Here is a 12,280-nt window from a genome sequence, read left to right as displayed (position 1 = left end):
TGCCGCATGCCCAGTGCAGAGACGACGAGCGCGAATCCGCAGCAGCCGGAAGGGGATCCGGATCCGGAGCAGGTACGGCCGACCAGAGAGGACGAGGTCGCCGCCGTTGGCAGCGGGTTCATCGGCGGGCCCATCGGGCGACGGGCCCTGCTCGGGATCTCGTGGTGGACGCCCGCACGGGTGATCGCACTCGTCATGCTCGGCATGTTCGCGCTCGGCATGGTCCAGAAGTTCCCCTGCTACGACGGCGCCTGGTTCTACGGCACCAGCTCCCAGTACACACACGCCTGTTACTCGGACATCCCGCACCTGTACCAGGGACGCGGATTCGCCGATGGCCTCGTGCCGTACTTCGACAAGCTCTCCGGCGACATGGACTACCTCGAATACCCGGTGCTCACCGGTGTGTTCATGGAGGTCGCCGCGTGGCTGACGCCGGGCAGCGGCTCCATTCAGCACCAGGAGCAGGTGTACTGGATGGTCAACGCCGGGATAATGATGATCTGCGCGGCGGTGATCGCCGTGTGCGTCACCCGCACCCATCGCAGGCGCCCCTGGGACGGCCTGCTGGTCGCACTGGCGCCCGCCTTCGCGCTGACCGCCACCATCAACTGGGACCTCTTCGCGGTGGCGCTCACAGCGGCCGCGATGCTGATGTGGTCGCGGAGCAGGGCCTTCGCCTTCGGCGTGCTGCTCGGCCTTGCGACGGCCGCCAAGCTGTACCCCGTGCTGCTGCTCGGACCGCTCTTCGTGCTGTGCTGGCGGGCCGGCCGGTGGCGGGAGTTCGGCAGGGCGACCCTTGGCGCCGCCGTCTCGTGGCTGGCCGTGAACCTGCCGGTGATGATGCTGGCGCCCGAGGGCTGGTCGAAGTTCTACACGTTCAGCCAGGAGCGCGGAGTCGACTTCGGCTCCTTCTGGCTGATCATTTCCCAGCACCGGGACACGCCCCTCGACACCAACGTCGTCAACACCCTGGCCACGACGCTGATGGTGTTCGCTTGTCTGGGCGTCGCGGCGCTGACACTCACCGCGCCCCGGCGACCGCGCTTCTCACAGCTCGCGTTCCTGGTGGTCGCGGCCTTCATCCTCACCAACAAGGTCTACTCACCGCAGTACGTCCTGTGGCTGATCCCGCTCGCCGCGCTGGCGCGCCCCAAGTGGCGGGACTTCCTGGTCTGGCAGGCGTGCGAGGTCGCGTACTTCCTGGGGATCTGGCTGTACCTCGCGTACACGACGAGCGGGGACAAGCATCAGGGGCTACCCGAGGACGGATATCAACTGGTCGTCGCGGCGCACCTGTTGGGCACGCTCTACCTCTGCGCGGTCATCGTGCGGGACATCTGGCTGCCCGAGCGGGACGTGGTGCGACGCTCCGGGGAGGACGACCCCACGGGCGGTGTGCTGGACGGCGCCAAGGACGTCTTCGTACTGGGGCAGGCGGCTCGCCCGCGGCGGCACCGGCACGCCGCCCGTACCTCGGAGGAACCGGCGGCGGTCGACTGGGGTCGAACGCCGGGGAGTTCGCTCTGAGCGAACACCCTCGCTGGAGGCACGAAAAGCGGGTCGGGCACCTCATGGGCCCGACCCGCTTTCGTATGTCCTACGTAGAGGCGCGTTCAGTGGTCAGCGATCCACGATCCGGTCGAACTGCGTGGTGGTGTGCCGAAGATGGGCCACCAGTTCCTCGCCGACCTGCGGCTCGGGGGCGTCGGACGGCACGAACAGGATCGACACCTGCATGTGCGGCGGCTCGGCGAACCAACGCTGCTTGCCCGCCCAGACGAACGGCGCCAGGTTCCGGTTCACCGTCGCCAGACCGGCCCGTGCGACGCCCTTGGCGCGCGGCATGACGCCGTGCACGGCCTTCGGGGCCTCCAGGCCCACACCGTGCGACGTACCGCCCGCCACGACCACCAGCCAGCCGTCGGAGGGGGCCTTCTGCTGGCGGTAGCCGAACCGGTCGCCCTTCGTCACGCGCGTGACGTCGAGGACGGCGCCGCGGTACTCGGTCGCTTCGTGGTCGCCCAGCCACAGCCGCGTACCGATGCGCGCACGGAAGCGCGTCTGCGGGAACTGCTGCTGCAGACGCGCCAGTTCGTCTGCCTTCAGGTGGCTGACGAACATGGTGTGCAGCGGAAGGCGGGCCGCGCGCAGCCGGTCCATCCAGCCGATGACCTCCTCGACGGCGTCCGTGCCGTCGGTGCGGTCGAGAGGCAGGTGGATCGCGAAGCCCTCGAGGCGCACGTCCTGTATGGCGTGCGCGAGCTGCGGCAGGTCTTGCTCGGTGACGCCGTGCCGCTTCATCGAGGACATGACCTCGATGACGACGCGGGCGCCGACGAGGCCGTGCACGCCGTCGACGGAGGAGACGGAGCGGATGACGCGGTCGGGCAGCGGAACCGGCTCCTCGCCGCGCCGGAACGGCGTCAGGACCAGCAGGTCACCGCTGAAGCAGTCCTTGATCCGGGCGGCCTCGTACGTGGTGCCGACGGCAAGGACGTCGGTACCGAAACGAGTCGCTTCCTCCGCCAGCCGTTCGTGACCGAAGCCGTATCCGTTGCCCTTGCAGACGGGGACGAGCCCCGGAAACTGCTCGAGCACCTGCTTGTGGTGTGCCCGCCAGCGCGCGGTGTCGACGTAGAGCGTGAGCGCCATGGCCGGTCCCGGAACCTTTCGTGGAGAGTGCGGAGCTAGGTCAGATTGTGCCGGGCGCTCAGCGCCGCGACATGTAGATGTCGAGCGCCTTGTGCAGCAGCTTGTTGAGCGGGAAGTCCCACTCGCCCAGATATTCGGCCGCCTGGCCGCCCGTACCGACCTTGAACTGGATCAGGCCGAAGAGGTGATCGGTCTCGTCCAGCGAGTCGGAGATGCCGCGCAGGTCGTAGACGGTGGCGCCGAGCGCGTAGGCGTCGCGCAGCATCCGCCACTGCATGGCATTGGACGGGCGCACCTCGCGGCCGATGTTGTCGGAAGCGCCGTAGGAGTACCAGACGTGCCCGCCCACGACGAGCATGGTGGCCGCCGCGAGGTTCACGCCGTTGTGCCGCGCGAAGTAGAGCCGCATCCGGTTGGGGTCCTCGGTGTTGAGGGCCGTCCACATGCGCTGGAAGTACGACAGCGGGCGCGGCCGGAAGTGGTCGCGGGTGGCCGTGATCTCGTACAGGCGCTGCCACTCGGCGAGGTCCTGGTAGCCGCCCTGGACGACCTCGACGCCGGCCTTCTCGGCCTTCTTGATGTTGCGTCGCCACAGCTGGTTGAACTGCTTGTGCACCTCTTCGAGGGAGCGGTTCGCGAGCGGCACCTGGAAGACATAGCGCGGCTGTACGTCGCCGAAGCCGGCGCCGCCGTCCTCGCCCTGCTGCCAGCCCATGCGGCGGAGCTTGTCGGCGACCTCGAAGGCGCGCGGCTCGATGTGGTCCGCCTCGATGTCGCGCAGGCGCTTCACATCCGCGTCCTGTATGCCCTTCTTGATGGAAGGCGCGTCCCAGCGGCGAATGATGACCGGCGGGCCCATCTTCACGGAGAAGGCGCCCTGCTGCTTCAGATGCGCGAGCATCGGGCGCAGCCACTCTTCGAGGTTCGGCGCGTACCAGTTGATGACCGGGCCCTCGGGCAGATACGCGAGATAGCGCTTGATCTTGGGGAGCTGGCGGTACAGCACCAGGCCCGCACCGACCATTTCGCCGGTGCGCTCGTCGAACCAGCCCAGGTGCTCGGAGCGCCATTCCGCCTTTACGTCTGCCCATGCGGGGACCTGCATGTGGCTGGCCGACGGCAGGCTCTGGATGTACGCCAGATGCTGCTCTCGGCTGATGGTCCTCAGGGTCAGGCTCATTCGGGGCGCTCCTCGGGCTGGTGTGTCCCCATGGGTACAGGGGCTCCGGCTCTCGCGCCGAAGCCTACTGCGCCCTGTGAGCGCCCCGACCGGCCGTATGGGAGGTCGGTGGTGAAGGCGGCCCCGCGGCAGCTTCCGAGGGGGCGGTCTCAGCCGAGGAGCCCGCCGAAGAGACCTCCGTGTGCCATGCCGATGAAGAAGCCGACGGCTGACGCTCCCAGGCCCAGGATCAGCCCGAATCGTTCCCGGGTCGTCTCGGAGACGAACTGGCCGTAGGCCCCGGTCAGGATGCCGACGAGCCCTGCCCAGGAGCTGAGGAGATGAAGCCCGGGCCAGATCGACGTGATGATCGCGATCGCTCCGAGCACCACGGTCACCCCGAGCAGGGTGTCCGGCAGCGGATGGGGCCTGCCGTCCGTGGCAAAAAGGGATGAGGAAGCGGTGCTGTTCGGACGCATTACTTGTGCCATGGGGCACCTCCTGCGGAAGCGGCGCACTGTAGCGCCGTACACACCCGATGTGTACAGATTGCGGCCATTGGCTGCCGGATTTCAACCGGAAGCAGAGGTGCGGGTAGTCTGTACGGTCTGCACCGGTGTCTGTTCATGCCCCCGACCAGGGGGCACTCCTCTGATCAGCGCGGATCCGCTCGTCGGACCCGATTGTCAGTGGTGGCCGATACCGTTGCTCACGCATAACAACCCTCCTGCCACGGAACGACCGTGGCCGCTGAGTCCAAAGGAGGTGGGTTCTACATGCGTCACTACGAGGTGATGGTCATCCTCGACCCCGATCTGGAGGAGCGCGCTGTCGCCCCCCTGATCGAGAACTTCATGTCTGTTGTCCGTGAGGGCGACGGCAAGGTGGAGAAGGTCGACACCTGGGGCCGTCGTCGGCTCTCGTACGAGATCAAGAAGAAGCCCGAGGGCATCTACTCGGTCATCGACCTGCAGGCTGAGCCTGCGGTCGTCAAGGAGCTCGACCGCCAGATGAACCTGAACGAGTCGGTCCTCCGGACCAAGGTCCTCCGTCCCGAGACCCACTGAACTTCCTAGTTCAGCGGTACTCGGGATCCGAGTAGCAGCAAGCAGCCAGCAGCAAACCCGCCGAGAGGTTCCCCCATGGCAGGCGAGACCGTTATCACCGTCGTCGGAAACCTGACCGACGACCCCGAGCTGCGCTTCACCCCGTCCGGTGCGGCCGTCGCGAACTTCACGATCGCGTCGACGCCCCGGACGTTCGACCGCCAGACCAATGAGTGGAAGGACGGCGATGCGCTGTTCCTCCGCGCGTCGATCTGGCGTCAGGCCGCGGAAAACGTCGCCGAGTCGCTGACGCGCGGCATGCGCGTCGTCGCTCAGGGACGACTGCGGCAGCGTTCGTACGAGACCCAGCAGGGCGAGAAGCGGACGGTCGTGGAGCTCGAGGTCGACGAGATCGGCCCCTCGCTGCGCTACGCCACCGCCAAGGTCACCAAGACCCCCGGTCGTGGTGGCCAGGGTGGCGGCGGCGGATTCGGCGGCGGCCAGCAGGGCGGCGGCGGTGGCGGCTGGGGCGGCGGCCCCGGCGGTCAGCAGGGCGGCCAGGGAGGTGGCCAGGGCGGAGCCCCGGCCAACGACCCCTGGGCGACCGGTGCGCCAGCCGGCGGCGGCCAGCAAGGCGGCGGCGGTGGCGGCTGGGGCGGAAGCTCCGGCGGCTCCGGCGGCGGCTACTCGGACGAGCCCCCCTTCTAGGGATCACTCCCTGACAGGGCTGGGTTCGCACCCCACACTTCTTGATCACACAGGAGAAACACCATGGCGAAGCCGCCTGTGCGCAAGCCTAAGAAGAAGGTCTGCGCGTTCTGCAAGGACAAGGTCACGTACGTGGACTACAAGGACACGAACATGCTGCGGAAGTTCATTTCCGACCGCGGCAAGATCCGTGCCCGCCGCGTGACCGGCAACTGCACGCAGCACCAGCGTGACGTCGCCACGGCCGTCAAGAACAGCCGTGAGATGGCGCTGCTGCCCTACACGTCCACCGCGCGATAAGGAAAGGGTGACCGAAACATGAAGATCATCCTGACCCACGAGGTCTCTGGCCTCGGCACCGCCGGCGAGGTCGTCGACGTCAAGGACGGGTACGCCCGTAACTACCTGATCCCGCGGAACTTTGCGATCCGCTGGACCAAGGGTGGCGAGCAGGACGTGGCGCAGATCCGCCGCGCCCGCAAGATCCACGAGATCGCCACCATCGAGCAGGCCAACGAGATCAAGGCCAAGCTCGAGGGCACCGCGGTCCGTCTGGCCGTCCGCTCCGGCGACGCCGGTCGTCTCTTCGGTTCCGTCACCCCGGCTGACGTCGCTTCGGCGATCGAGGCTGCCGGTGGCCCGAAGGTCGACAAGCGTCGTGTCGAGCTGGGCTCGCCGATCAAGTCGCTCGGTGGCCACGAGGCCTCCGTGCGTCTGCACCCCGAGGTTGCCGCCAAGGTCAACATCGAGGTCGTCTCTGCCTGAGCACTGCCCTGAGCAGCGCTGAAGCGAATGTGGGGCCGCACCCTTCGGGGTGCGGCCCCACATGCTTGCTGTCTGCGTTTCACGTGAAACGGGTTCGCTGGCACGGTTTCACGTGAAACAGCCCGCTCGGAGTCAGCGTGTCGCGCCCGTCACGGCCCAGCGTCCCGAGCGGTAGCGGATCCAGAGCGTGATCATGCGCACCGTCATCATCAGCGCCATCGCTCCCCACACTGCCGTGAGACCACCGCCGAACACGGGGACCAGGAGCGCCACCGGCGTGAAGACGGCAAACGTGACCAGCATGGCCCAGGCAAGATAGGGCCCGTCGCCCGCGCCCATGAGGACGCCGTCGAGGACGTAGACGATTCCGCATACGGGCTGGGACAGCGCGACGACGATGAGCGCGGGCAGGGCGGCGTCCTGTACGAGCTGATCGCTCGTGAACAGCGGGACGAACAGTGGCCTGGCAAAGACGATCAGTACGCCCAGGACGACCCCCGCTGCGATCCCCCACTCCACCATCCGGCGGCAGACGGCCCGCGCGCCTGGAGCGTCATCCGCTCCGAGATAGCGGCCGATGATCGCCTGGCCGGCGATGGCGATGGCGTCGAGGGCGAAGGCGGTCAGGCTCCACAGGGACAGGATGATCTGGTGAGCGGCCACATCGGCATCGCCGAGCCGGGCCGCGACGGCCGTCGCGATCATCAGGATCGCCCGGAGCGAGATCGTACGGACGAGAAGTGGAGCGCCCGCCTGGGCGCAGGCCCTGATGCCGGCCGCGTCCGGACGCAGTGAAGCTCCGTGGCGGCGGGCGCCACGGATCACGACGACGAGGTAGACGGCGGCCATTCCGACCTGGGCGATGACGGTGCCCCAGGCCGAACCCGCGATGCCCAGGCCGGCACCGTAGACGAGCGCGACGTTGAGCCCCGCGTTGGCGATGAAGCCGGCGACCGCCACATACAGAGGGGTCTTGGTGTTCTGCAGCCCGCGCAGCACGCCGGTGGCGGCGAGGACGATGAGCATCGGGGGAATGCCGAGCGAGGAGATGCGCAGGTAGGTGATCGCGTAGGGCGTCGCGGTGTCGGAGGCGCCGAAGAGTTCGACCAGCGCCGGGGCCGCGGGCAGGGCGACCGCGACGACCACGGCCCCGAGGAACAGGGCGAGCCAGATGCCGTCCATACCTTGCTGGATGGCGGACTTCAGATCACCGGAGCCGACACGTCGCGCAACCGCCGCGGTGGTCGCGTAGGCGAGGAAGACGAAGATGCTGACCGCGGTCTGCAGCAGGGCCGAGGCGACGGCGAGTCCCGCGAGCTGCGAGGTGCCGAGATGGCCGACGATGGCGCTGTCGGCCATGAGGAAAAGAGGCTCAGCGACGAGTGCGCCAAAGGCGGGAACGGCGAGAGCGACGATCTCTCGGTCGTGCCGCCGTCGGGCGGCTTTGGGCGTCGCGGGAGCCTGTGTCATGGGCACCAATCTAATCTTCCACAGGTAAGAGATGCAATCCGTGAATGACCCTTACTTACGACAGTCTTCCGCGTGTCGCGGGGCGGGGCCGACGGAGATCTTGGGCCGACTGGGAAAGTTTTTCTTCTGCACAGCCGGTGGATGGGAAAACAGCAGGTCAGGCCCTATGTATGGAATAGCCTGAGGGCTTGTTCACAGGCCTGTCCACCGTGTCGTGCACAGGTTTTGCCAGGTTCTCCACAGCGAGGGGCCGGTCATCCACATGGCCTGTGGATAACCAGATTGGCTGACGGTGCCCACAGGCCTACCGTGGTGCGGCGCCCACCGTGTCCCGCGACCTCGGAAACCTCACAATTCCGACGCGTCATAAGCGGAGTTGGGCCTCTGATTTGTCAGTGTCGTGCCGTAGGAATGAGGGGTACGGCGAGGTCCGCTCGGCGGACGGGAGGAGGCGGCCCGGTGAGTATCTCCGAGCCATTGGACGACCCCTGGGCCGACGACGGTCCCAGCGATCGTCTGCCCGCTTCCCGGCCGTTCCGGGGTGCCGGCCGAGGCCAGGGCGACCAGCACGAGCGGGGCAGCGAGGGTGGTGGCGGCTGGGACGAGGGCCCTGCCACCTTCGAGCGCGTTCCGCCGCAGGATCTGGACGCCGAGCAGTCCGTGCTCGGTGGCATGCTCCTGTCGAAGGACGCGATCGCCGACGTCGTGGAGGTCATCAAGGGGGCGGACTTCTACAAGCCGGCCCACGAAACGATCTTTCAGGCGATCCTCGACGTCTACGCCAAGGGCGAGCCCGCCGACCCGATCACCATCGCCGCGGAACTGACCAAGCGCGGCGAGATCAACAAGGTCGGTGGCGCATCGTATCTGCACACCCTCGTGCAGACGGTCCCGACGGCGGCGAACGCCGAATACTACGCGGAGATCGTCCACGAGCGCGCCGTACTGCGCCGTCTCGTCGAGGCGGGCACGCGGATCACGCAGATGGGATACGCGGGCGACGACGACGTCGACGAGATCGTCAACAGGGCGCAGGCCGAGGTCTACGCGGTCACCGAGCAGCGCACCAGCGAGGACTACCTCCCGCTCGGCGACATCATGGAGGGCGCGCTCGACGAGATCGAGGCGATCGGTTCGCGCAGCGGCGAGATGACCGGTGTGCCGACCGGCTTCACCGACTTCGACTCGCTCACCAACGGTCTGCACCCGGGCCAGATGATCGTCATCGCGGCCCGCCCCGCCATGGGTAAGTCCACGCTGGCGCTGGACTTCGCGCGCGCCGCGTCGATCAAGAACAACCTGCCGAGCGTCATCTTCTCCCTCGAAATGGGGCGCAACGAGATCGCGATGCGCCTGCTGTCGGCCGAGGCGCGAGTGGCCCTGCACCACATGCGCTCCGGCACGATGACGGACGAGGACTGGACGAGGCTCGCGCGCCGGATGCCCGAGGTCTCGGCCGCGCCGCTGTACATCGACGACTCCCCGAACCTGTCGATGATGGAGATCCGCGCGAAGTGCCGCCGGCTCAAGCAGCGCAACGACATCAAGCTCGTGATCATCGACTATCTGCAGCTGATGCAGGCCGGTGGCTCGAAGCGCTCCGAGAGCCGACAGCAGGAGGTCTCGGACATGTCCCGAAACCTGAAGCTGCTGGCCAAGGAGCTGGAGCTGCCGGTGATCGCGCTGTCCCAGCTGAACCGTGGCCCCGAGCAGCGGACGGACAAGAAGCCGATGGTGTCCGACCTGCGTGAGTCCGGCTCCATCGAGCAGGACGCGGACATGGTCATCCTTCTGCACCGTGAGGACGCGTACGAGAAGGAGTCGCCGCGCGCGGGCGAGGCGGACATCATCGTCGGCAAGCACCGTAACGGTCCGACGGCCACGATCACCGTCGCCTTCCAGGGCCACTACTCGCGCTTCGTGGACATGGCGCAGACCTGACCAGGAGACGGTCGGCGGCACAGATCAGCCTCCGGTGAAAACCGCTCGACGCCGGTCGTCGGTCAGGATGGACTGGGCCCATGACGACATCCCCGGAAGTGTTGTTGCCCACCACGCGTCGCGCCCTCTTGCACCGCATCGCCGTGGCCCAGAGCGAAGGGCGGGCGCCCTCACTCGTGGCCGCGGTCGCGCGGGACGGCGAATTGGTGTGGACCGGATCGCGTACCTCGGTGGACGGGCACGGGCCGGACGAGCACGTGCAGTACCGGATCGGTTCGATCACCAAGACATTCACGGCCGTACTGGTGCTGCGACTGCGCGATGAAGGGCTGCTCGATCTGGCGGACCCGCTGGAGAAGTATCTGCCCGACACCGGTGCCGGCACGGTCACCGTCGCCGAACTGCTCGCCCACACCGGCGGGTTGGCGGCCGAGACGCCGGGGGAATGGTGGGAGCGGAGCCCCGCGAGCCGGCGCCCGACCCTCGCGGACGTCCTCGGCGAGCAGCCTTTCCGGCACCCCGTCGGCCGCCGCCACCACTACTCCAATCCCGGCTATACGCTGCTGGGCGCCCTGGTCGAGGCGGTGCGCGGGGTGTCCTGGGAGAAGGCCCTGCGCGACGAGATTCTCGAACCGCTGGGTCTGACCCGCACCAGCGTCCAGCCACAGCAGCCGCACGCCGGGGGCTGGGCCGTGCACCCGTACGCGGATGTGCTGCTGCCGGAGCCGAGCGAGGACCTGGGCTTGATGGCCCCTGCTGGTCAACTGTGGTCCACCACGCGGGATTTGGCCGTCTTTGCCTCCTTCCTCATGGGCGGAGACGACCGGGTGCTGAGTGCGGACTCCGTCCGGGAGCTGCGGACTCCCGCCGCGCCGACGGTGCCGGGCGACTGGGGATCCTCGTACGGGCTCGGCATGCAGGTGGTGCGGGGCGGAGGACGCACCCTGGCCGGGCACACGGGCTCGCTGCCGGGGTTCGTGGCGGGGCTGTGGTTGTGCGAGGAGGAGGGGCTCGTGGCGGTGGCCCTCGCCAACTGCACGACGGGGGTGCCCGCGGGGACGCTGGCCGCCGAACTGATGGCGATCGTCGCCGAGGCCGAGCCGAGCTTGCCCGAGCCGTGGCGGCCGCTCCCCGAAGTAGAGGCGTCCGAACTGGAGCTGGTGGGGCCCTGGTATTGGGGGACACAGGCCGTGGTGCTGCGCTTGGCGGCCGACGGCGGTGTGGAGATGGGTCCGGCGGCCGGGGGCGGACGACGCTCCCGGTTCCGGTCGAACGGAGACGGCACCTGGACCGGGCTGGATGGCTACTACGCCGGAGAGCTGCTCCGGGCCGTCCGGCGGGACGACGGGGCGGTGAGCCACCTGGACCTCGGTTCCTTCGTCTTCACGCGGGAGCCGTACCCGGCGGACGGGCCGGTTCCTGGTGGAGTGGATCCGGAGGGGTGGCGGGGCATTCCGCGGTGACACCCAGCTCTGTCGGTCGGCTGTTTCACGTGAAACAGCCGACCGTGAAACGCCGACCGCGCGACTCCTCCGTCACAGCTGCAGCTTGAATCCCATGTGCGAGCCCACAAAGCCCAGTCGCTCATAGAAGCGATGGGCATCGGTACGCGTGGCATCGGAGGTCAGCTGTACCAACTGGCAGCCCTGGCGCCGGGACTCGTCGACGGCCCACTCGATGAGCTGCGTGCCGAGGCCGCTGCCACGCTCGTCCGCGTGGATGCGGACGGCCTCGATGATCGAGCGGGTGGAGCCCTTCCGGGAGAGCCCGGGGATGATGCTGAGTTGCAGTGTGCCGACGACGTGGCCCCCGCGCGCGGCGACGACGAGGTGCTGGTTCGCGTCGGCCGTCAGGCGTGCGTGCGCGGTGAGATACGGCGTCAGGTCCTCCGGGGACTCCCGCTGGGCGCCCAGCGGGTCGTCCGCCAGCATGGCGACAATCTCCGGAATGTCCTCGGCCGCGGCGGGCCTGATCTCAAGATCTCCCATGGACCGCAGCCTATGCGGGGCCTTCCGCCGACTGTGTTCGGCCCCGGTCAGGCGACGGCGTGCAGCCCCTCGACCGCTTTGACCAGAGGAACGAGGTCCGGGTTCTCGGCCGCGGCGTCGAGGGCTTCCCGCAGCGCCGTGGAGTTCGTGGGGCGGGCCTCTTCGAGGAGCTTGAACCCGGCTTCGGAGACGTTCGTGTAGATGCCCCGACGGTCGGTCGGGCACAGATAGCGGGCGAGCAGGCCGCGTTCCTCGAGCCGCGTGACGAGGCGCGTGGTCGCGCTCTGGCTCAGGACGACGGCGTCGGCCACCTGCTTCATCTGGAGGTGGCCGCCCTCCCCGTCGTGCTGACGGCCGAGGACGTCAAGCAGCGAATACTCGCGCACGCTCAGCCCGTGTCGGGCCTGCAGTGCGCGCTCGATGTGGGACTCGATTTGCCCGTGCAACAGCGAAAGCGCGCACCAGCCCTGAGAAAGGGCGGTCAGTGCGGGGTCTGTGGCGGTCATGGTTCGTGATTCCTCCGTCCCGGAGCGGCTCAGCCCAGGGTA

General features: G+C 68.2%; 13 protein-coding genes. 7 read left to right on the top strand and 6 right to left on the bottom strand.

From position 1 onward, the window contains the following. The first annotated feature begins 6 nt into the window (after window positions 1–6). Window positions 7–1,530, top strand: coding sequence for a glycosyltransferase family 87 protein (locus ABT004_RS07290; protein WP_351332218.1), 1,524 nt, complete (start codon window positions 7–9; stop codon window positions 1,528–1,530). Window positions 1,531–1,623: 93 nt separating this feature from the next. Here the strand turns inward: ABT004_RS07290 and ABT004_RS07285 are convergent, their stop codons facing one another. The 3 genes from ABT004_RS07285 to ABT004_RS07275 all read right to left on the bottom strand — a co-directional run bounded on the left by ABT004_RS07285 (window position 1,624) and on the right by ABT004_RS07275 (window position 4,305). Continuing rightward, window positions 1,624–2,655, bottom strand: coding sequence for an alanine racemase (locus tag ABT004_RS07285; protein ID WP_351332215.1), 1,032 nt, complete (start codon window positions 2,653–2,655; stop codon window positions 1,624–1,626). A 58-nt stretch (window positions 2,656–2,713) separates the two neighbouring features. After that, window positions 2,714–3,835, bottom strand: coding sequence for a peptidoglycan bridge formation glycyltransferase FemX (femX, locus tag ABT004_RS07280; RefSeq protein ID WP_351332213.1), 1,122 nt, complete (start codon window positions 3,833–3,835; stop codon window positions 2,714–2,716). A 149-nt stretch (window positions 3,836–3,984) separates the two neighbouring features. Beyond that, window positions 3,985–4,305, bottom strand: a complete 321-nt coding sequence (locus ABT004_RS07275) for a hypothetical protein (RefSeq protein WP_351332210.1) — start codon at window positions 4,303–4,305, stop codon at window positions 3,985–3,987. Between the two features lie 285 nt (window positions 4,306–4,590). Between ABT004_RS07275 and rpsF the strand changes: the two genes are divergently transcribed. The 4 genes from rpsF to rplI all read left to right on the top strand — a co-directional run bounded on the left by rpsF (window position 4,591) and on the right by rplI (window position 6,333). Beyond that, window positions 4,591–4,881, top strand: a complete 291-nt coding sequence (gene rpsF, locus ABT004_RS07270; protein ID WP_326018524.1) for a 30S ribosomal protein S6 — start codon at window positions 4,591–4,593, stop codon at window positions 4,879–4,881. Between the two features lie 75 nt (window positions 4,882–4,956). Further along, window positions 4,957–5,568, top strand: a complete 612-nt coding sequence (locus ABT004_RS07265; RefSeq protein ID WP_266712018.1) for a single-stranded DNA-binding protein — start codon at window positions 4,957–4,959, stop codon at window positions 5,566–5,568. Between the two features lie 63 nt (window positions 5,569–5,631). Beyond that, on the top strand, window positions 5,632–5,868 hold the full coding sequence (rpsR, locus tag ABT004_RS07260) for a 30S ribosomal protein S18 (RefSeq protein ID WP_003949403.1): 237 nt from the start codon (window positions 5,632–5,634) through the stop codon (window positions 5,866–5,868). A gap of 18 nt (window positions 5,869–5,886) precedes the next feature. Beyond that, window positions 5,887–6,333 carry a 50S ribosomal protein L9 gene (gene rplI, locus ABT004_RS07255; protein ID WP_351332206.1) on the top strand — a complete coding sequence of 149 codons (447 nt, stop codon included), beginning with the start codon at window positions 5,887–5,889 and terminating at the stop codon, window positions 6,331–6,333. Window positions 6,334–6,465: 132 nt separating this feature from the next. Here rplI and ABT004_RS07250 read toward each other — a convergent pair whose 3' ends face one another. After that, window positions 6,466–7,803, bottom strand: coding sequence for an MATE family efflux transporter (locus ABT004_RS07250; RefSeq protein WP_351332203.1), 1,338 nt, complete (start codon window positions 7,801–7,803; stop codon window positions 6,466–6,468). A gap of 459 nt (window positions 7,804–8,262) precedes the next feature. On the opposite strand from ABT004_RS07250, the gene dnaB reads away from it, so the two are divergent. Both dnaB and ABT004_RS07240 read left to right on the top strand, forming a co-directional pair. Continuing rightward, the gene (gene dnaB, locus ABT004_RS07245; RefSeq protein ID WP_351332200.1) at window positions 8,263–9,744 is read left to right on the top strand and encodes a replicative DNA helicase; all 1,482 of its coding nucleotides are present in this window, start codon (window positions 8,263–8,265) and stop codon (window positions 9,742–9,744) included. A gap of 80 nt (window positions 9,745–9,824) precedes the next feature. Further along, window positions 9,825–11,207: a serine hydrolase domain-containing protein gene (locus ABT004_RS07240; protein WP_351332197.1), complete on the top strand. Its 1,383-nt coding sequence runs from the start codon at window positions 9,825–9,827 to the stop codon at window positions 11,205–11,207. 72 nt (window positions 11,208–11,279) lie between these two features. Here ABT004_RS07240 and ABT004_RS07235 read toward each other — a convergent pair whose 3' ends face one another. Together ABT004_RS07235 and ABT004_RS07230 are read right to left on the bottom strand one after the other, a co-directional pair. Beyond that, entirely contained in the window at window positions 11,280–11,732 is a 453-nt protein-coding gene (locus ABT004_RS07235; RefSeq protein ID WP_351332194.1) for a GNAT family N-acetyltransferase, read from the bottom strand. 47 nt (window positions 11,733–11,779) lie between these two features. After that, window positions 11,780–12,238, bottom strand: coding sequence for a MarR family winged helix-turn-helix transcriptional regulator (locus tag ABT004_RS07230; protein WP_351332191.1), 459 nt, complete (start codon window positions 12,236–12,238; stop codon window positions 11,780–11,782). Between the last annotated feature and the right edge of the window lie 42 nt (window positions 12,239–12,280).

This window comes from Streptomyces sp. NPDC002790 (genome assembly GCF_040295505.1).
In the GTDB taxonomy this organism is placed as follows: domain Bacteria; phylum Actinomycetota; class Actinomycetes; order Streptomycetales; family Streptomycetaceae; genus Streptomyces.
The sequence above is the reverse complement of the archived record's forward strand: the minus strand, read 5'-3'. Positions and strand labels throughout refer to the sequence as shown.